19 protein-coding genes and 1 pseudogene are annotated in these 20,154 nt (G+C 60.8%); 7 read left to right on the forward strand and 13 right to left on the reverse strand.

Features of this window, described 5'->3' with window-relative positions:
• Nucleotides 1-131 precede the first annotated feature (131 nt).
• The 3 genes from ACA069_RS20055 to ACA069_RS20065 all read left to right on the forward strand — a co-directional run bounded on the left by ACA069_RS20055 (nt 132) and on the right by ACA069_RS20065 (nt 3,073).
• On the forward strand, nt 132-941 hold the full coding sequence (locus ACA069_RS20055) for a TatD family hydrolase (RefSeq protein WP_497615075.1): 810 nt from the start codon (nt 132-134) through the stop codon (nt 939-941).
• 101 nt (nt 942-1,042) lie between these two features.
• Nucleotides 1,043-2,524, forward strand: coding sequence for a methyl-accepting chemotaxis protein (locus ACA069_RS20060; RefSeq protein WP_497615076.1), 1,482 nt, complete (start codon nt 1,043-1,045; stop codon nt 2,522-2,524).
• A gap of 183 nt (nt 2,525-2,707) precedes the next feature.
• Nucleotides 2,708-3,073, forward strand: coding sequence for a DUF962 domain-containing protein (locus ACA069_RS20065; protein WP_497615077.1), 366 nt, complete (start codon nt 2,708-2,710; stop codon nt 3,071-3,073).
• A 1-nt stretch (nt 3,074) separates the two neighbouring features.
• Here the strand turns inward: ACA069_RS20065 and ACA069_RS20070 are convergent, their stop codons facing one another.
• From ACA069_RS20070 to ACA069_RS20085, 4 genes and pseudogenes are all read right to left on the reverse strand, one after another.
• The gene (locus ACA069_RS20070) at nt 3,075-3,869 is read right to left on the reverse strand and encodes an acyl-CoA thioesterase (protein WP_497615078.1); all 795 of its coding nucleotides are present in this window, start codon (nt 3,867-3,869) and stop codon (nt 3,075-3,077) included.
• Nucleotides 3,870-3,996: 127 nt separating this feature from the next.
• Nucleotides 3,997-4,092: pseudogene (locus ACA069_RS20075) on the reverse strand (metal ABC transporter ATP-binding protein); the annotation flags it as partial.
• A gap of 16 nt (nt 4,093-4,108) precedes the next feature.
• On the reverse strand, nt 4,109-4,873 hold the full coding sequence (locus tag ACA069_RS20080) for a CHAD domain-containing protein (protein ID WP_489879074.1): 765 nt from the start codon (nt 4,871-4,873) through the stop codon (nt 4,109-4,111).
• A gap of 79 nt (nt 4,874-4,952) precedes the next feature.
• Nucleotides 4,953-5,231, reverse strand: coding sequence for a hypothetical protein (locus tag ACA069_RS20085; RefSeq protein WP_401269573.1), 279 nt, complete (start codon nt 5,229-5,231; stop codon nt 4,953-4,955).
• Between the two features lie 215 nt (nt 5,232-5,446).
• Between ACA069_RS20085 and ACA069_RS20090 the strand changes: the two genes are divergently transcribed.
• Complete coding sequence (locus tag ACA069_RS20090; RefSeq protein WP_187677696.1) at nt 5,447-6,499, forward strand: patatin-like phospholipase family protein; 1,053 nt, start codon at nt 5,447-5,449, stop codon at nt 6,497-6,499.
• Nucleotides 6,500-6,569: 70 nt separating this feature from the next.
• Here ACA069_RS20090 and ACA069_RS20095 read toward each other — a convergent pair whose 3' ends face one another.
• The 6 genes from ACA069_RS20095 to kdpF form a co-directional block, all read right to left on the reverse strand.
• Nucleotides 6,570-7,268, reverse strand: a complete 699-nt coding sequence (locus ACA069_RS20095) for a response regulator (protein WP_187677697.1) — start codon at nt 7,266-7,268, stop codon at nt 6,570-6,572.
• Nucleotides 7,269-7,316: 48 nt separating this feature from the next.
• A complete protein-coding gene (locus ACA069_RS20100; RefSeq protein WP_401269570.1) occupies nt 7,317-9,968 on the reverse strand; it encodes a DUF4118 domain-containing protein in 2,652 nt (883 codons plus the stop codon).
• Nucleotides 9,969-10,098: 130 nt separating this feature from the next.
• Complete coding sequence (gene kdpC / locus ACA069_RS20105; RefSeq protein WP_401269568.1) at nt 10,099-10,644, reverse strand: potassium-transporting ATPase subunit KdpC; 546 nt, start codon at nt 10,642-10,644, stop codon at nt 10,099-10,101.
• 229 nt (nt 10,645-10,873) lie between these two features.
• Entirely contained in the window at nt 10,874-12,931 is a 2,058-nt protein-coding gene (kdpB, locus tag ACA069_RS20110; RefSeq protein WP_401269564.1) for a potassium-transporting ATPase subunit KdpB, read from the reverse strand.
• A 24-nt stretch (nt 12,932-12,955) separates the two neighbouring features.
• On the reverse strand, nt 12,956-14,650 hold the full coding sequence (gene kdpA / locus ACA069_RS20115; protein WP_401269561.1) for a potassium-transporting ATPase subunit KdpA: 1,695 nt from the start codon (nt 14,648-14,650) through the stop codon (nt 12,956-12,958).
• 8 nt (nt 14,651-14,658) lie between these two features.
• Nucleotides 14,659-14,748, reverse strand: a complete 90-nt coding sequence (kdpF, locus tag ACA069_RS20120; RefSeq protein ID WP_007899818.1) for a K(+)-transporting ATPase subunit F — start codon at nt 14,746-14,748, stop codon at nt 14,659-14,661.
• A 400-nt stretch (nt 14,749-15,148) separates the two neighbouring features.
• Between kdpF and eat the strand changes: the two genes are divergently transcribed.
• From eat to ACA069_RS20135, 3 genes are all read left to right on the forward strand, one after another.
• On the forward strand, nt 15,149-16,513 hold the full coding sequence (gene eat / locus ACA069_RS20125; RefSeq protein WP_497615079.1) for an ethanolamine permease: 1,365 nt from the start codon (nt 15,149-15,151) through the stop codon (nt 16,511-16,513).
• A 129-nt stretch (nt 16,514-16,642) separates the two neighbouring features.
• On the forward strand, nt 16,643-16,810 hold the full coding sequence (locus tag ACA069_RS20130) for a DUF2897 family protein (RefSeq protein WP_103305695.1): 168 nt from the start codon (nt 16,643-16,645) through the stop codon (nt 16,808-16,810).
• A 136-nt stretch (nt 16,811-16,946) separates the two neighbouring features.
• A complete protein-coding gene (locus tag ACA069_RS20135; RefSeq protein WP_497618275.1) occupies nt 16,947-17,504 on the forward strand; it encodes a TetR/AcrR family transcriptional regulator in 558 nt (185 codons plus the stop codon).
• Here the strand turns inward: ACA069_RS20135 and fabF are convergent.
• From fabF to ACA069_RS20150, 3 genes are all read right to left on the reverse strand, one after another.
• On the reverse strand, nt 17,501-18,775 hold the full coding sequence (gene fabF, locus ACA069_RS20140) for a beta-ketoacyl-ACP synthase II (RefSeq protein ID WP_497615080.1): 1,275 nt from the start codon (nt 18,773-18,775) through the stop codon (nt 17,501-17,503). The genes ACA069_RS20135 and fabF overlap by 4 nt on opposite strands.
• A gap of 32 nt (nt 18,776-18,807) precedes the next feature.
• Complete coding sequence (locus ACA069_RS20145; RefSeq protein ID WP_489879070.1) at nt 18,808-19,602, reverse strand: SDR family NAD(P)-dependent oxidoreductase; 795 nt, start codon at nt 19,600-19,602, stop codon at nt 18,808-18,810.
• Between the two features lie 210 nt (nt 19,603-19,812).
• Nucleotides 19,813-20,148: a ComEA family DNA-binding protein gene (locus tag ACA069_RS20150; protein ID WP_489879069.1), complete on the reverse strand. Its 336-nt coding sequence runs from the start codon at nt 20,146-20,148 to the stop codon at nt 19,813-19,815.
• Between the last annotated feature and the right edge of the window lie 6 nt (nt 20,149-20,154).

Consider the following 20,154-nt stretch of genomic DNA (forward strand, 5'->3'; position numbering starts at 1 on the left):
TGATGGCCATTACACCAACACGAGCGGTCTCGCGGCCTCAACAGACAGTCATAAGCCGTTGTAGTTCTTGGCTTTTCTTATGAATCTACAGCTCTGGTATGCTTCCCGGCCTTCGGCCCGAGGTAGCAACCATGCAACTCATCGATATCGGCGTCAACCTGACCAACCCAAGTTTCGCCGACAAACACCAGGCCGTGCTCGACCGCGCCTACGCCGCCGGGGTCTGCCAACTGGTACTGACTGGCACCAGCGTCGAAGGCAGCGAGCAGGCTCTGGAGTTGTGCCAGCAACTTGATGAGAGCGGCCAACGGCTGTTCGCCACTGCCGGAATTCACCCGCATTCGGCCAGTGACTGGAACGCTGACAGCGCCAGACGTCTGCGCAGTTTGCTGAGCGAATCGAATGTGGTCGCGGTGGGTGAATGCGGACTGGATTTCAACCGTGATTTCTCGCCGCGCCCGCAGCAGGAAAAAGTCCTCGAAGAACATCTGGCGCTGGCCGTTGAGTTGCAATTGCCTGTGTTTCTGCATGAGCGCGATGCCAGTCAGCGCCTGCTGGAGATTTTAAAGGACTTCCGCGATCAACTGCCCGCCGCCGTGGTGCATTGCTTTACGGGCGAGCAAAAGGCGTTGTTCAGCTACCTCGATCTGGATCTGCACATCGGTATTACCGGCTGGATCTGCGACGAGCGCCGGGGCACGCATTTGCATCCGCTGGTCAAGGAGATCAAGCGCGGACGACTGATGCTGGAAAGCGATGCGCCGTATCTGCTGCCACGCACGCTGAGGCCGAAGCCGAAGAACGGGCGCAATGAGCCGGCGTACCTGACTGAAGTGCTGCGCGAAGTGGCGTTGCATCGGGGCGAGACCGAGGAAGATCTGGCGGCGCATACCACCGCGTGCGCCCGCGCGTTCTATGGCCTCCCCGATCTTCCAGCGTAGGACTACGTTGCCTGTTGACCCATATCAAGTTCTTCCTCGTTGTATAGCGGCACAATGCTGGCACCTTGCCAATGCTGTTTCCGCTATCAGAGAAAACCTTCATGGGTGCCTGGCTTAGCAATATCTCGCTGAAATACAAATTCTGGGCGGTCAATGCGGTCGCCTTCGTCACCACCCTGCTGCTGGTGTTGTACGCCGTGCAACTCGAACAGCAGGCTCGCAGCCACGCCGCACAAGCCTCGGCGCAAGCCCAGGCGCAATTGCTCAAGGTTTGGCCGGCCGGGGCGGTGCTGCCCAAGACTGATCAGGTGCTGACGTTTAAACGCGGCGAAGCCCCACGTCTCAATGACCAACCTCTGCTGGAGATCACCGACAGTAACGGCTGGAACGAGATCAATCACCTGCCACTGTTCGGCGATAACCCGCTGATGGGCGCCGAAGTGTTCAGCCGTGCCGACGGCCAACAAGTAGCGGTCATCGCTTATGGACCAAGCCTGACGCAAGTGTTCGGCGAGCGTTTTGCCAATTATGCGGTGGCGGTATTTATCCTGATGTTGGCGATGCTCGGCGCCTCGCAACTGCTGATCCGCTTCCTGCTCAGCCAACTCAACACGCTCAAGGACGTAATGCTGCACGTCGAGAAAAGCGGCGACTTGTCGGCCCGTGTGCCACTGGCCGGCAAGGACGAAGTCGGGCAGATGGCCAATGCGTTCAACGCCATGCAAGCGGGTTATCAGCGAGTGGTGACTACCGTCGCCAACACCGCACGGCAACTGGATATCGGTGCGGCGCGCCTGGCGAAGAGCATGAACGAAGTGCGTCACGGCATGCTCGGCCAGCAAAGCGAAACCGATCAGGCCGCCACCGCGATCAACGAAATGACCGCCACCGTCTACCACATCGCCCAACACGCTGGCGCCACCCGCGATTTATCACAGACCGCCGACGGCCTGGCCGGCAGCGGTCAGCAGGTAGTTGCGCGGGTGCAGCATTCGATTGCCGGGCTGTCCAGCGGCGTGCAGCAAACCGCCGAGATGATTCAACGGCTGGCCGAAGACAGTCAGAAGATCAACGGTGTGGTCAGCGTGATTCACAGCATCGCCGAGCAGACCAACCTGCTGGCACTCAACGCTGCCATCGAAGCGGCGCGGGCCGGCGAAATGGGCCGGGGTTTTGCGGTGGTCGCCGATGAAGTGCGCAATCTTGCCAAGCGAGTGCAGACGTCGACCGATGAGATCACCACCATGGTCTCGGCGTTGCAGGCCGGCACCCGCGATGCGGTAGATTTCATGCAGGAGAGTTCGTACAAGGCCGACGACTGCGTGCAGCAGGCGCAGGAGGCTGGTGAGGCACTGGTGGAAATCACCGGAGCGGTGGCGCAGATGCGCGAGAGCAACACACAGATTGCCGTGGCGGCGGAGCAACAGAGTCAGGTGGCCGAGGAGATGAATCGCGCGGTGGTGAGTATTCGCGATGTGACCGAGAACACCGTGCAGCAGACGGTGGATTCGGCGACGACCAGTAATGAGCTGGCGACGTTGGCTGGGGAGTTGAGCAAGGCTATAGGTCAGTTGAAACTGTGAAGATCAAAAGATCGCAGCCTTCGGCAGCTCCTACATTGGAATGCGAACCTGGAGCTGCCGAAGGCTGCGATCTTTTTGCACAATCACACCTATCACACCTATAGCCAACCTTGATTCGCCGCCCTCCCCGACCCGGCCTATTCTTCAACCCATGTGTTCAACATGGATCGAGGAGTAGTCAACATGGGCAAACGTCACCCCAACCTTCCCGCGTGGCAATGGCGCGCGTACCCGAACAACCACCAGCATCCGACCAACCTGGTATTGCACCTGATTGCCGTGCCGCTGTTTATCGTCGCGTTTCTGCTGATCGTGTCCGGGGTGTTCAGCCTGAGCCTGGCCAGTGTGGCCATCGGTGTGATCGGCATCGTCGCGGCGCTGGGGTTGCAGCGCCACGGTCACCGCCTGGAGGCGCAAGCCTCCGAGCCGTTCAGTGATCGCAAAGATGCTGTGTCACGCCTGCTGGTCGAGCAGTTCCTGACCTTTCCGCGTTTCTTCCTCAGCGGCGGCTGGTGGCGCGCCTGGGTTGAGCGCCACCGTCGACACTGATTCAGGCAAAGATCGTGACGGTCTGGCGACTCATGGCGATCAGTTCTCCTTCAGCGCTCCAAAGCTTGGCGGCAGCATGGCCGTAGCCGTCGGCGGCGTACTCGGTTTCAACCCGGTATTTGCACCAGTCCAGCGTGCTCACATCGCGCAACGGCTGAACGAATTCGATAGTCCAGGTCAACGTACTGCCCGCCGCCACTTTCTTCAGGTGCGGCAACAGTGACGGCGGCCAGGCATCCACCAGTGCCAGAATGTGCGACTCAGTGACCGGCTCTTCTTTCACGTCCCCACGCAAACGCACCCAACCACCCATATCACGCGACGTGTTGCCCGTAAATGGCAGTCCGCCCACACTCCAGCGCATTGCCAAATGGCGCATGAACTCCGGGGTCACACCTTTGATATACGGCAGTTCCTGACAATCGTCCCAAGGCTTCATCTCGGGAGCAGGAAACGCTGGCACAGCCACTTCCGATGGGCGCGAGGCGCCAAAACTGCCTTGCACCAGTGTCACCACCTGACCATTCTGCATCGCCCGGCCCATCACTTGGCTGACGGCTTTGCCTTCACGCAACACGTCGACCTCAAAACTCACCGGCACTTCTGGCTCGACCGGGCCAACAAAGGTGATCGCCAGCGAACGCACCGGGCGATCCGCCGGCACCCTGGCGCGCATGGCTTCGTATTGCAGCGCGGCGACCAGGCCACCGAAACTGGCGCGGCCCTGCGCCCATTCGGCGGGAATGGTCAGCTCCGGTTGGCGGCGGACGGCATCGAGCAAATCGCAAAAGCGCATGGCAACCTCAAAAAGCGAAAAGTGAATGCGGGGATCTTAACCAGCCGGGCACAGCACCGCAGCGTCTATTCCGGTCAAATGGGCTGACAGATAGGCCTTACGTCAATTTCAAACCAAATGAAAACCACTGTGGGAGCGAGCCTGCTCGCGAATGCGGTGGGTCAGACAACAATGATGTCGACTGACATGACCTCTTCGCGAGCAGGCTCGCTCCCACAGGGATTCAGGGCGATTCGAGATTATTTGAAGCAGGTGGAGCTGAGCTTTTCCAAGACCCGATCCGCTTTGGTTTCAGCCTTGACCATGGTCGCCTGCCACGTCGCGACACACGGCTGCAGATCTGTTTCCAGCTCAGCCCGAGCCAGCCACTGCCAGCAATCGTGCCAGTCGCCCAACGCACCTTGTGCCGACTTCAAGCGCTCCAGCGCCGGCTTCGGTAAGCGATCCAGTTCGGGATAGGCCTCGATGCCGTAACGCACACGCTTGATCAGCAGACGCAGGCGATGCCGGTCGTGGGCTGGATCGTGAAGTGCCTCATCAAGTTTCTGCCATTGCTTGCCGAGGCGTTTTTCGATGCGCTTATCCAGCCCTTTGAGCAAACCCTGACGCTGGGACGCACGCAGGAAACGCGGGAAAGCGTCGAGGATCATCAGCAGCGAAACCACCTCGTGACTCGCCGCCAGCGCCGGATAGGCTTCGGCCATTTGCGCCATGCGTTTTTGCGCAGCTTCGGGTTGAGCGTGCTGGAGCAGATACGCCGCCAGCACTTCGCGATCGCGCCACGGCGTAGTCAGTTGGCCGACCGCCGACGCCGCGCCTTCCAGTTGCTCGACACCCGGCAAGCCGCGCAACGGCCGCAACAGACTGCGCAGCCGCCGCACCGTGGTGCGCAGATCATGCAGCGCCTCGGGATCGGTGCGCGCTGTCATTCGCGCCTGACAGGCCAGCAGCCGCACTTCCAGGCTCAGGACATGAGCCACCAACCGGTCAACCAACGCAGACATCACTTGCTCCTGATTCAAATGGCTTCAGAGATGAGTCTGCAACTTCGCAGCCTCAACCCGCTTGCGCTATGTCAGCAGCTTAGCGACCGGCGCGAGATTCGCGAATATAGAAACGCGCCTTCTCGGCCTTGCTCGCGCAACCTTCGAAACCTTCGAATTGCTGCTGGGTCTTGGCTGCCGTCAGCAACGACAAGGCTTTGGAATAACTGACAGTGCCGGCAAAGCCTTCGGCCTTGGCCAGGTCCAGCTCATGCCACGCGGTGTCGAGCTGGCTGCCGCAGCTGTCACGGTAGGCGGTTTTACCGGCGCAACCGGCCAATGCCAGGGCCATCAACGGCACACAGATCCAGGCTTTCATCACTTACACCTCAAAATAGGTCAACAGTCGTGCAGGTAAGACGGTCGGGCGGCGAAAAAGTGCCTTGCCCCTGCCTGAATCTGCGGTGGCAAGAGGATAGCGCCGAGAGACCATGGAGTATCGAAAAAACGACATCACCAGCGCACAGGGCGACCTTGGCAATTGAGCCGTCCGCTCGATGGGTGCATTGTGCAACCTTGTCGGGAGGAAGTTTGATGAAAAAGCGTGTCGCACTGGTGCTGGGTTCCGGAGGTGCCCGGGGCTACGCCCATATCGGCGTCATTGAAGAACTGGAACGCCGCGGTTACGACATCGCCTGTATTGCCGGTTGTTCGATGGGCGCGGTAGTCGGCGGAATCTATGCCGCCGGCAAGCTCGATGAATACCGCAACTGGATCGAAAGCCTGGATTATCTCGACGTGCTGCGCTTGGTGGACGTGAGTTTCCGTCTCGGCGCCATTCGTGGCGAAAAGGTCTTCGGGCAGATCCGCAAGATCGTTGGCGATATCAACATTGAGGATCTGCGCATCCCCTACACCGCGGTCGCCGCCGACCTCACCAATCAACAGGAAATCTGGTTTCAGGAAGGCTGCCTGCATCAGGCCATGCGCGCCTCGGCAGCGATTCCCAGCCTCTTCACTCCAGTGATGCAAGGCAACCGGATGCTGGTCGACGGCGGCATTCTCAACCCGCTGCCGATTGTGCCAGTGGTGTCGAGCCACTGTGATCTGATCATTGCGGTCAATCTCAACTCGACCAACCAGCGGCATTACAAATTGCCGGTGATCCAGCGCCCGCCAGCCTTTCGTTCACGCTTCGACAGCCTGATCAGTTCGCTCGGTTCAAAGATGCCGTTCCGTCGCACCCAGGCCGAACAATTACTGCGCCTGGAACAGGAAGCCCTGAGGGCCGAAGCGGCGGCCATCAATCCGTGGCTCGAAGGCGCCGAGCCTGAAGCCCAGCAACCCGCCGCCGCCCCCGAACGCGAAGGCGAAGGCGCACCGAAATCCGCCACCGGCTCGTTCATCATCGATAACGTCGGCCCGGCCTCTTTGCTGGACTTGATCAACCAGAGTTTCGAGGTGATGCAGACCTCGCTGGCGCAGTACAAGATTGCCGGGTATCCACCGGACATCCTGATCAACGTGCCGAAGCGGGTGTGCCGGTTTTTCGAGTTTTACAAAGCGCCGGAATTGATCGCGCTGGGGCGGGAGATTGCTCGGGATACGCTGGATCGGTATGAGAGTGAGCAGAGCAGAGAGCCCTGAAGATCACGGCTGACTGATATGGCCTCATCGCTGGCAAGCCAGCGATAGCGTCAGTCTGGTCGACACAAGACTAAAGGCTGTTCTCGCTAATCAGCCGATACCCAACCCCCGCTTCCGTCACGATAAACCGCGGCCGGGTCGGATCATCCGCCAGTTTCTGACGCAAGTGCCCCACCACAATCCGCAAGTAGTGGCTGTCCTCGGTATGCGTCGGCCCCCAGATATCCTTGAGCAATTGCTGCTGGGTGATCACCCGCCCCGGATGCCGCGCCAGTTGCGCCAGCACGGCGTATTCCTTGCGGGTCAGCGCCACTTCGACGCCATCGAGCAGCACCCGCCGATAAGCCAGATCGACCGTCAGCGGGCCGAAATTCAGCGCCGCTTGTTGCGCCTCTCCCGCCGGCGCCTGGCGCAACAACGCGCGCACCCGCGCAAGAAACTCCTGAATGCCGAACGGCTTGGTCACGTAGTCATTGGCACCGCCATCCAGCGCCTGGACTTTCTGCCCTTCGCTGGCGCGCACCGACAGCACCAGCACCGGCGCCGTGGCCCACTCGCGAAACTCGCGCAGCACTTGCTGGCCGTCCATGTCCGGCAGACCCAGGTCGAGCACCAGCAGATCCGGTTTGTTCAGCGCCGCCTGGGCCAGGCCTTCGGCCCCCGTGCCCGCCTCCAGCACCTTGTAGCCTTGTGAAGCGAGGCTGATGCGCAGGAATTTGCGGATCTGCGGTTCGTCGTCGATGACCAAAATGGTCGCGGTCTGGCTCATGAATTCACATCAACAGAAAAGATTGGCAAGAGAGTAGCGCAGTCAGAATCAAGCTTCATCGTCCATCCCCGGTTGCGCCTGCAGCGGCAGGTGCAAGGTGATGCAGGTGCCGCGCCCATCGATGCCGTCGGCGACACTGATGCGCCCGCCGTGAGCGCCGACCATGCCCTGACAGATCGCCAGCCCCAGACCTGTGCCTTGGCCGCCGCGATCGCCCCGTGCAGCGGTGTAGAACATGTCGAAAATCTTCGCCCGCTCGTCTTCCGGAATCCCGGGGCCTTCATCGCTGACCGAGAAGAAAATCTCTTCGTCATTGGCACCTGCGCTCAGTTCCAAGCGCCCGTGGGCGGGTGAGAAGCGCGCGGCGTTTTCCAGCACATTGACCAGCGCCTGCTCGATCAACGCCGCATGCACGAACAGCAACGGCAACTCCGCCGGCACATCGGTAGTGACCTGCAACGGCGCCAGCACCGCGCGCAGACGATTGAGCGAACTGCCAACGATGTCGGCTGGCGACACCCAGTCCCGCGCCAGCTTCAGCGCGCCGTGGCCGAGGCGAGTCATGTCGAGCAGGTTCTGGATGTAGCGGTCGAGGCGCTCGGCTTCATCGCGGGTGCCTTCGAGCAGTTCACGACGATCCTCCAGCGGGATCGCTTCGCCCAAGGCCAACAGGCTGTCGATGCTGCCGCGCATCGACGTCAGCGGCGTGCGCAAATCATGGGATACCGAGGCCAGCAAGGCGCTGCGCAATTGCTCGGTTTCGCCGTGCAGGCGCGCAGCCTCCAGATCATCCGCCAGTTGCGCACGGGCCAGCGCTTGCGCCAACGGCTGACTCAACGCCGTGAGCAAGCGACGGCGCTGGCCGCTCAAGGTCTGGCCTTCTTTGGCGCAGACGCCGAGCAAGGCCAACGGCCCGTCCTCGACGGAAAGCGGCCACCACCACCAACGCCCGAACGGCAAGGTGCCGGTGCCCATGCCGGCCGGTTGATCGTGCTGCCAGGCCCAATCAGCGGCAGCACGTTCAGACTCGGTGAACTCCAGCGGCCCGCCGGTCTCGACTTTCCAGCCGCCCTGCCCGTCGCGGTTGAGCAGGCACAGCTGCAAATCGCTCCAGCCGTTGAGGTGTTGCGCAGCGGCGCTGACCACGGCTTGGCGGTCGGTGGCGGCAGTGAGTTTGCGCGACAGATCGAGCAGTTCGGTGGTCTCTTCCTGAGTATCGCGCAACGCCTGTAACTGCCGACGCTGACGTGCCGCGAGGTTACCAGTGAGCGCCGCCATCAGCAGGAAGAACAACAAGGTCAGCACGTCTTCTTCACGCTGGATGGCGAAGGAAAAATTCGGCGGGATGAACAAAAAGTCGTAGGTCAGAAACGACAACGCCGCACACGCCAGCGCCGGGCCGAGGCTGCTGCGCACCGCCACCAGCAACACCGCCGCGAGGAACACCAGCGAGATGTTCGGCAGCGGTAACACACTCGACACCGCCCACGCCAAAGCAGTGGCCAACAACGTGGCGACCAGCGCCAGCGCATAGTCGAACCACACCAGCGTCGGCGCTGATCGTTGGCGCGGCTGATGCTGCTCTTGATCGCTGTCGAGGACGTTGATTTCCAGGCCATGGGCCTGACGCAGCAACCGTGCAGCCAGACCGCCACCGAACAGGCGACGACGCAGACCCGGCCGGGATTGCCCGACCAGCACCAGACTCGCGCGACGTTCGGCGGCATGCTGGATCAGGGTTTTTGCCACCTCACCGGCGCGCAGCAACACCACTTCTCCGCCAAGGCGTTCGGCCAGTTGCTGGGCGCTTTGCAGGCGCAGACGCGATTGCTCGTCGCGCACAGTGCCGTTGTCGACGTGTACCAGACTCCACGGCAGATGGCGCCGTTGGGCAACGCGACTGGCGTGACGCACCAGGCGCTCGGCGTGGGCATCGCCATCAACCCCGACCAGCAAACGACCGCGCACGGCTGGCGCGGCTTGGCCGAGTTGGCGATAGCCTTGGGCGAGGTCGTTATCGACTTGCGCCGCCGCGGTTTGCATGGCCAGCTCGCGCAGTGCGGTGAGGTTGGTCTGGGTGAAAAATGCATCGATGGCCGCCCGGGCCTGCTCCGGCACGTAGACCTTGCCTTCGCGCAGACGCTCTAGCAGTTCGCGCGGCGGCAGGTCGATCAGCAGCAGTTCGTAGGCTTCTTGCAGCACCCAGTCCGGCAGGGTTTCGCGTACTTGCACGCCGGTAATGCCGCGCACTTGATCGTTGAGGCTTTCCAGATGCTGGACGTTGACGGTGGTGAACACGTCGATGCCAGCGGCGAGCAGTTCCTGAATATCTTGCCAACGTTTGGCGTGACGGCTGCCGGGGGCGTTGCTGTGGGCCAGTTCATCAACCAGCACCAGTTTTGGCTTGGCGGCGAGGATGCCGTCGAGGTCCATTTCTTCAAGCATCACGCCACGGTATTCCGAGCGCACCAACGGCTGCTGCGGCAGGCCGCCGAGCAGTGCTTCGGTCTCGGCACGGCCGTGGGTTTCGACGACACCAGCAATGACTTTCACGCCTTGGCGCAGCTGGGTATGGGCGGCCTGGAGCATGGCGTAGGTCTTGCCGACGCCAGGCGCGGCACCGAGGAAAACCTTGAGCCGGCCACGGCCGTCGCGGGACAGGTCTGCTAACAGCGCGTCGGCGCGGCCGGAATCGCTCATGCTTGATGCTCTCTCTTCCTGATAGTTATGCGGTGTTCTTTCGGCCCTCTTCGCGAGCAGGCTCGCTCCCACATTTGGAACACGTACACCTGTGGGAGCGAGCCTGCTCGCGAATGGCCGCGCCGCCGATTCAGAGTTTTTCCAGTGCCATGTTCAGCTCCAGCACATTCACCACTGGCGGCCCTACCAGCGGCTGTTCGATATGTGCATCAAGCAACTGCTGCACGGTCGACACCGGCAGATTGCGTGCGGCTGCAACTCGCGCCAGTTGATAGGCAATTGCCGCCGGTGGCAAGTGCGGATCGAGGCCGCTGCCGGAGGTGGTCAGCAACGCCAACGGCACCGGGCCTTGCCCAGGAACTTGCAGTTTGTTGGCTTCGTCGATCACTCGCGTGGCGAGTGCCGGGTTGCTTGGCGCCAGGTTGCTTGCGCTGCTGGACACGGTAGCAAACGCACCGGCGGATGGGCGTGGATGGAACCACGCATCGCCGACGAAATCCTGTGCGATCAGGGATGAGCCGCGGACTTTGCCGGCGGCGTCCTGGACCAGACTGCCATTGGCCTGTGCAGGGAACGCGACCTGGGCAACGCCCGTGACTACCAGTGGGTAGGCGACGCCGGTGACCAGGGTCATCAGCACCAGCAGGCTCAGGGCCGGACGTATCATTGTGGACATTTCAAAATCCTCGAATTCGTTGGGCAAACTTTTGCGGGGTGTCAGGGAAATCTTTCCCCCTCACCCCAGCCCTCTCCCCCAGGGGAGCGAGGGGGAAAGGGAGCCGATCTTTTTTCAGTTCAAAACCTGAGTTCGGCTCGATTTTTCAGGTCGGTGTACCTCAAACATTCAACTCGATCAGTCCCCTCTCCCCCTGGGAGAGGGTTAGGGTGAGGGGCTCTTCACAGCCTCAAACCAGATGCAACGCCGTGAGCAACATATCGATCGCCTTGATACCCACGAACGGCACCAGAATCCCGCCCACGCCATAGATCAACAGATTACGGCGCAACAACGCCGCCGCACTCGCCGCCTGCACTCGCACACCGCGCAGGGCCAATGGAATCAGCACCACAATGATCAAAGCGTTGAACACAATGGCCGACAGAATCGCGCTCTGCGGACTGGTCAATTGCATGATGTTCAGCACGCCCAGTTGCGGATAAATCGAGGCGAACAGCGCTGGCAGGATCGCGAAGTATTTGGCCACGTCGTTGGCGATGGAAAAGGTCGTCAGCGCACCGCGAGTCACTAGCAATTCCTTGCCGATCTGCACCACGTCGAGCAGCTTGGTCGGGTCGCTGTCGAGGTCGACCATGTTCGCCGCTTCGCGCGCCGCTTGGGTGCCGTCGTTCATCGCCATGCCGACGTCAGCCTGAGCCAGTGCCGGGGCGTCGTTGGCGCCGTCGCCGCACATGGCGACCAGACGACCGTCGTTTTGCTCGTGACGAATACGTGCGAGTTTTTTCTCCGGGGTCGCTTCAGCCAGCACGTCATCCACGCCTGCTTCAGCGGCGATGGCGGCAGCGGTCAGCGGGTTGTCGCCGGTAACCATTACCGTGCGAATCCCCAGTTTGCGCAGTTCGGCAAAACGCTCGCGGATGCCAGGTTTCACCACGTCCTTGAGGTGGATCGCACCGAGCAGTTTGCCGTCGACGCAGACCAGCAACGGTGTGCCGCCGCTCTGGGCGATCTTGTCGATTTCTCGCGACAACGCCGGGGCCAGATCGGAGCGTTTTTGGCCGATGAAACTCAGCAGCGAATCCACCGCGCCTTTGCGATAGACGCGGCCCTGATAGTCGACACCGGACAAGCGGGTTTCAGCGCTGAACGGCACGGCAGTCAGGGTTTCCGGCGACGGCTCGGGCTGCGGATGCAGACCGCGCAGGTACTCGACGATCGACTTACCCTCAGCAGTATCGTCAGCCAGCGAGGCGAACAGCGCCCCCTCGGCCAAATCGCGACCACTGACGCCCGGCGCGGCATACACCGCGCTGCAACGACGGTTACCGAAAGTGATGGTGCCGGTCTTGTCCAGCAGCAGCACGTGCACGTCACCCGCCGCCTCTACTGCACGGCCAGACTTGGCGATCACGTTCAGGCGCACCAGACGATCCATCCCGGCGATACCGATCGCCGAGAGCAGACCGCCAATGGTGGTCGGAATCAGCGTGACCAACAGCGCCACCAGGAACACCAGCGGCAGGCTGCCGTTGGCGAAGCGGGCGAACGGTTGCAGGGTCACGACCACAACCAGGAAGATCAGGGTCAGGCCGATCAGCAGGATGTCCAGCGCGACTTCGTTTGGGGTCTTTTGGCGCTTGGCGCCTTCGACCAACGCGATCATGCGGTCGAGGGTCGACTCACCGGGGTTGGCGGTGATCTTCACCAGCAGCCAGTCCGACACCAGTCGAGTGTTACCCGTGACCGCAGAACGGTCGCCGCCGGACTCGCGAATCACCGGTGCCGATTCACCGGTAATCGCCGCTTCGTTGACCGCCGCGATGCCTTCAATGACTTCGCCGTCACCGGGGATCATCTCCCCCGCTTCGACGCGCACCACATCGCCTTTGCGCAGACTAGTGGCGGGCACGACCTGAAAGCTGCCGTTGGCCTGTTTGCGGCGGGCGCTGAGGCCTTCGCTGCCAGCCTTCAGGCTGTCGGCGCGGGCCTTGCCGCGACCTTCGGCCAAGGCTTCGGCGAAGTTGGCGAACAGCACGGTGAACCACAGCCACAGAGCGATTTGCGCGGCGACGAACGTCGGCACATCAGCGTCCGGAATGAAGCACAGCACGGTGGTGAAGATCGCGGTCAGTTCGACCACCAGCATCACCGGCGAACGCTTGAGCTGCCGTGGGTCGAGCTTGACGAACGCTTGCACCAGCGCCGGGCGCCACAGTGCCGAGATCGCGGTTTTCGCTTGTTCCGGTGCTTTTGCAGCAGCGGGTTTGATTGCAGGCATATTCATGATGCAGCTCCTAAATAGAGAGGCTTAGAAGCCCATGCTCAAGTGTTCGGCGATAGGGCCCAACGCCAGAGTCGGCAGGAAAGTCAGGCCGCCCACCAGCAAAATGGTCACGGTCAACAGGGTCACGAACAGCGGGCCGTGAGTCGGGAAGCTGTTCTGGCCGATCGGTGCGGTTTTCTTCATCGCCAGGCTGCCGGCCAATGCCAGAACCGGGAGGATGTAACCGAAGCGACCGATCAACATGCCCAGACCGAGCATCAGGTTGTGGAACGGTGTGTTCGCGCTCAGACCACCGAACGCCGAACCGTTGTTGGCACTGGCCGAGGTGTAGGCGTACAGCAACTGACTGAAACCGTGCGGGCCGGGGTTGCTGATGGTCGCTGCCGGGCCTGGCAGGACAGCGGCAATCGCGCCGAGCACCAGTACGCCAACCGGCATCACCAGCAGGGTCACCACCAGCAATTGCACTTCCCGCGCCTGCAGTTTCTTGCCCAGATATTCAGGTGTGCGGCCGATCATCAGGCCGGCGAGGAACACCGCGATCAACACGTTGAGCAACATGCCGTAGAGCCCGGCACCGACGCCACCGAAGATCACTTCGCCAACCATCATGTTGACCAGCGCGACCATGCCGCTGAGCGGGTTGAGGCTGTCATGCATGGCGTTGACCGAGCCGTTCGACGCCGCAGTGGTGGTCACCGACCACAACACAGTGGCGGTGGTGCCAAAGCGCGCTTCCTTGCCTTCCAGCGGCGCGGTCTGTTCGACGGCGGCGTTGTTCAGGGTCGGATTCGGTTGATATTCGGCCCACAGAGAGGTCGCGCCGCCAATCAGGAACAACGCCAACATGCAGGCGATGATCGCGCGGCTCTGACGCAAGTCTTTGACGTAGTGGCCGAAGGTGAACACCAGCGCGACCGGGATCAGGATGATCGAGGCGACTTCGAACAGGTTGCTCCACGCAGTCGGGTTCTCGAACGGGTGCGCCGAGTTCACGCCGAAGAAGCCACCACCGTTGGTGCCCAATTGCTTGATCGCAATCTGGCTGGCGGCCGGGCCGAGCGGAATCACCTGATCAACACCCTGCATGGTCACAGCGTTCACATACTGAGCGAAGGTTTGCGGTACGCCCTGCCACACCAGATACAGCGCCAGCAGCAAGCACAGCGGCAGCAGGCCGTAGAGGGTGGCACGGGTCATGTCGACCCAGAAGTTGCCAAGGGTCTTGGTCGACTTGCGACCGATACCACGGCACAGCGCAACCAGTACGGCGAGGCCGGTGGCGGCGCTGACGAAGTTCTGCACGGTGAGGCCGACCATTTGGCTCAGGTAGCTGAGGGTCGCTTCACCACTGTAGGACTGCCAGTTGGTGTTGGTCATAAAGCTGACCGCGGTGTTGAACGCCTGGGTCCACTCCTGGCCCGGCAGGTTCTGCGGGTTCAGCGGCAAGTGATCCTGGAACAACAGAATCGCGAACAGCAGCAGGAAACCGGCGAGGTTGAACGCCAACAGCGCCAGCGTGTATTTCTGCCAGCTCTGCTCAGCCTGCGCATCGACACCGGCGATGCGATAGCAACCGCGCTCGACCGGGCCGAGAATCGGCGTCAGCCAGGTGCGCTGACCTTCCATCACTTTGTAGTAGAAGCGCCCGAGGAACGGCGCCGGCAACAGAACCACCGCGAAAAACGCGAGGATCAGCCAATAGTCATAACTGTGCATAGCCGCTCCTAGTTCCGATCCGCGCGCAACAGCGCAACCAACAGATAAATGAACAGCCCCACTGCCAATAGCAGTGACACCCCGTCCAGAACGCTCATGGAAGATCTCCGTGTTACGGCGTATTGCCGCGTGTGGAGGCATTGTCGGAAAGGAGGCTGTAAAGGAACGAGAGCGAGGGGTGTGGCGAGGCATAAAGAAAGCGTAAAGAGTGGGTTTATGCGGGCTTTACGGGCGATTTATGCGGTGTTTGGGCTGGCATCTTCGCGAGCAGGCTCGCTCCCACAGGGGGAACGCATTTCATAATGTGGGAGCGAGCCTGCTCGCGAAGGCGGCGGCGCAGACAACATCGCACTCAACTGGCGCACAAAACCCATGCATCCACCGCCAATCATCCCCCCTGCGACAGCTTTGAACTCATTACGACTTGTTTCAGCGCGATGGCACGCCCACTGCACACGCCCTCCCCCGAGCTTTCCAAACCGTTCAGGGAGCAAACGCATGAACACACAACTCAAACCCACGCTGGGCACGCTGCACCTGTGGGGCATCGCCGTGGGGCTGGTGATTTCCGGGGAATACTTCGGCTGGAGTTACGGCTGGGGCGTGGCCGGGACGCTGGGTTTTCTGGTGACCTCGTTCATGGTCGCGACCATGTACACCTGTTTTATCTTCAGCTTCACCGAACTGACTACCGCGATTCCTCACGCGGGCGGGCCGTTTGCCTACAGCCGTCGTGCCTTCGGTGAAAAAGGCGGATTGATCGCCGGGCTGGCGACGCTGATCGAATTTGTCTTCGCACCACCGGCAATTGCCTTGGCCATCGGCGCCTACTTAAATGTGCAGTTTCCGGCCCTCGATCCGAAACACGCAGCAGTCGGTGCGTATATCGTCTTTATGGGATTGAACATCCTTGGGGTGAAACTGGCGGCAACCTTCGAGTTGATCGTCTGTGTGCTCGCCGTCGCCGAACTGCTGGTGTTCATGGGCGTGGTCGCTCCGGCCTTCAGCTTCAGCAACTTCGCGCTCAATGGCTGGGCCGGTTCTGATGTGTTCGGGGCACCCGCAATTGCCGGGATGTTCGCGGCGATCCCGTTTGCGATCTGGTTTTTCCTGGCGATTGAAGGCGCAGCGATGGCTGCCGAAGAAGCCAAGGATCCGAAACGCACGATTCCAAAGGCCTACATCAGCGGCATCCTGACTCTGGTGTTTTTGGCCATGGGCGTGATGTTCTTTGCTGGCGGCGTGGGTGACTGGCGCACCTTGGCAAACATCAACGATCCGCTGCCGCAGGCGATGAAAACCGTGGTCGGCGATAACTCCGGCTGGCTGCACATGCTGGTATGGATTGGCCTGTTCGGGTTGGTGGCGAGTTTCCACGGGATCATCCTCGGCTATTCTCGCCAGTTCTTCGCCCTCGCCCGCGCCGGTTATCTGCCCGCTTCGCTGGCCAAGCTGTCGCGCTTCCAGACACCGCACCGGGCGATCATCGTCGGTGGCATCATCGGCATTGCCGCGATCTACAGCGACGGCCTGATCAACCTCGGCGGCATGACCCTCACTGCCGCGATGATCACCATGGCGGTATTCGGCGCAATCGTGATGTACATCATGAGCATGCTCAGCCTGTTCAAACTGCGTAAATCCGAGCCGAATCTGGAGCGCACCTTTCGCGCACCGTGCTACCCGCTGGTGCCGATGATTGCACTGGTGCTGGCGGTGGTGTGCCTGGTGGCGATGGCGTGGTTCAACACCTTGATCGGGTTGATTTTCCTCGGCTTCATGGCGGTCGGTTTCGGCTACTTCATGCTCACCGGGCAACTTCGCGCCAACGCGCCAGCCGATGCGATGCTGACCGGGCGCTAAGGGACTTCGGGTGCACAGGGCATAACGGGCCTAGAATGGAACCACTGCGAAGCCGCTTCGCTCAAATGTGGTATGCAGCATCGCACGGCGAAATCCTCGCCCGTCGATCTGCCATTAAGGAGAGCCGTTATGCCTTGGTATGCCTGGTTGATTCTGGTTGTTGCAATCGGCTCGATCGTTGGCGGATTGATGATGTTGCGAGACACCGCCAACAAGGTCGAACTGACCGATGAAGAACGTAAGCGCGTTGCGCAACGCAACGCGGAAATGGATGCAAAAGAAGCACAAGATCGTTAACAAAAACCCCGCCAGATTGGCGGGGTTTGTTTTTCAGATCCGTATCGGCGTTTCCGCATGCTTTTTAGAAGTAGAAGTACAGTCACCATTTAATTTTCCTTGGTTAAGATGGCGACATTGTTGCGGAGAGTTGCCGATGCGTTACTCGCAGGATCATAAAGCCCAGACCCATCAGCGCATTATCAAGGAAGCGTCGGCACGATTTCGCAAGGACGGGATCGGTGCAACCGGACTGCAGCCTTTGATGAAAGCTCTGGGACTGACCCATGGCGGCTTTTATTCGCACTTCAAATCCAAAGATGATTTGGTCGAAAAAGCACTGCAAGAGGCAAGCGATCAAGTCGATGGGTTATGCGCTGAAATTTTTGCGCAGGACAATCCGCTGCAGGTGTTCATCGACACCTACCTGTCCGAATGGCATCAGACCTCGCCACATGAGGGCTGCCCCCTGCCGACGATCTCCTCGGAACTGGGACTGCGCGGACAACCCAGTCCAACCAGCGACGCCGTACTCAACGCGCGACTGAGCCAGATCGAGAACACCCTGCAAGGTGACAACAGCGCCGACCGAGCCATCGTCATCATGTCGACTTTAGTTGGCGCTCTGTTACTGTCGCGCAGTGTCGCGGATGCCGAGTTGGCGCAGCGCATTCTAGACATCACCCGCGACCATCTCAAGCAAGCAGAAGGCTAAGCCTGCCATCGCTTGAACAACACGCTGGCATTCACCCCACCAAAGCCAAAGCCGTTGGACAATGCATATTCGATCGGCATTGATCGGGCCTGGCCATGGACGATGTCCACGCCTTCACTGGCAGGATCGGGGTTGTCGAAGTTGAGCGTCGGCGGTACCACCTGATCGCGAATCGCCAACAGCGTGAAGATCGCTTCGAGCCCACCGGCAGCGCCGAGCAGATGACCGGTAGCGGATTTGGTCGAGGTCACGGCGATTTTGTTCTGCGAGCCGAACACACTTTTGATTGCTGCCAGCTCGCCAAGATCACCCACCGGTGTGGAAGTGGCATGAGCGTTCAGGTGCTGCACCTGATCCGGCTCGATACCCGCCTGCGCCAGTGCCAGCGTCATCGCCCGCCGCGCACCGCTGCCATCTTCAGGCCCTGCCGTCAGGTGATAGGCGTCGGCGGTGGTGCCGTAACCGACCAGTTCGGCCAAGGGTTTCGCACCGCGTGCCAAGGCGTGTTCCAGAGACTCGATCACCAGCAGGCCCGCGCCTTCGCCCATGACAAAGCCGTCACGACCGCTGTCGAATGGACGTGAGGCGCGCTCCGGGGTGTCGTTATAGCCGCTGGACAGCGCTCGTGCCGCGGCGAAACCTGCAAGACTGACCCGGTCAATCGCAGCTTCCGCCCCGCCGCACACCGCGATATCCGCTTCACCGGCCCGAATCATTCGCGCAGCGTCGCCAATCGCCTGAACCCCGGCGGCGCAGGCAGTTACCGGCGCGCCCAATGGACCTTTGAGGCCGTGCTGAATCGACACGTGACCGGCCGCCAGATTGACCAGAAAGGATGGAATGGTAAACGGCGACAGACGGCGAGGGCCGCGACTGTCAGTCGTGCGAACGGCGTCGGCTATGGCACCAAAGCCGCCGACACCGGAACCGATGATCGTCGCTGTGCGCTCCTGATCCCTACCCTCTTCTGGATGCCAACCGGCTTGCTCCAGCGCCTGTCGGGCCGCCTCCATGGCAAACATGATGAAGCGGTCCATCTTCTTCTGTTCTTTGGGTGGCGTGGCCCGATCAGGATCGAACCCCGCCTCGGCATCCTCTTCGAGGGTTGGCACCGCACCACCGATTTTCGCAGGCAAATCAGCGACCACCGCATCCGGCAAGCTGCGCAATCCCGAACGCCCGGCCAGCAAACGCTGCCAAACGACTTCGACGCCGCTGCCCAAAGGTGATACCAGGCCCATGCCCGTGACGACTATTCGACGCTGATCCATACCGCGTATACCTCTCACCGATTCAGAAGAACTTATTTGTAACGACTGGCTGCCGAACTGCGCGACAGATTCGGTGCCATCACGTGACGCGCCGCGACAAACGCATGCCACTCGTCTGCATCCGGCAAGGACGGGATGGTAATGAGTTCACCTTGATCCAGACCGGCCAGCGCGGCATCCACCATCTCGCCGGCCTCCATCACCATGTCTGCCGGGATGCCGCTGGCGTCGATACCGGAGCGTTCCCAGATTTCCGTGCGGGTCACGCCGGGCAGTACCGCTTGCACCTGGACACCGGTGCCGTCGAGTTCGGCATTCAGCGATTGGGTGAGGCTCAACACGTAAGCTTTGCTGGCGCTGTAAGTGGCATTGAAGCGCTCAGGAAACAGCGCCACCACCGAGGCTATGTTGATGATCGTGCCGCGTCCGGCCTTGGCGAAACTCGCCGCAGCGGCCGATGCCAGTCGGGTGACCGTAGTGACATTGAGCTGGATCAGACGCTCCAGATTCTCCAGATCGGCGTTGGCCAACAGACCGTCAGCCGCAACACCTGCGTTGTTGACCAACAGGCTGATGCTCGAATCACTGCGCAGACGCTGCTCCAGCTTGAGTACGTCATCCTTTAGCGTCAGATCCGCCTTCATCACTTCCACCTGAACGCCATGAGCCTCGCGCAACTGGCTCGCGGCATTTTCCAGGCGCTCCAGATCACGGGCGACCAACAACAAATCGAACCCACGCGCTGCCAACCGCTCAGCGTAAATCGCACCGATACCGGACGATGCACCCGTGACAAGAGCCGTACCTTGGGCTGCAACAGAATTCATGACCGTACTCCTGAAATGCTTGAGGGATCGCCTCTGAATCCTTTTGATGCAGAGCGCGTGGAAATTATTATAGGCATAATTCAAAGCCAATATGATAGCCGTAATTTTTCGCTATCCGACGAGCGTCCCCTTCGCCTTCCCTGCCAAACTCGCGAACAGAAAAACAAAAAGGCCGGTCAATGACCGGCCCCTTGGCGTTGAACAATCAGCTTAGTTCACTTCCAGCTTATCGCGATTGCGATCCAGGATCGCCTTGCCGATCCCCTTCACTTCCAGCAACTCATCGACCGAGGAGAACGGCCCGTTTGTTTCGCGATACGTAACAATCGCTTTGGCCTTGGCCTCACCTACGCCTGACAGTTCCTTTTGCAGCGTCGCCGAGTCGGCTTCGTTGAGATCGATTTTTGCAGTCTGGGAAGATACCGCTGTATCCATCACCAAAGGCGCTTTGGGCGATTCCGCTGGCGCAACAGGTGCGGCAATAGCGGCGATCGAGGCGCTGGTGAGAAAGGCAAAAACCAAAGAGTAGAAGTAACCGGTACGCATAAGTGA

It is taken from the genome of Pseudomonas sp. LBUM1652 (assembly GCF_059716105.1).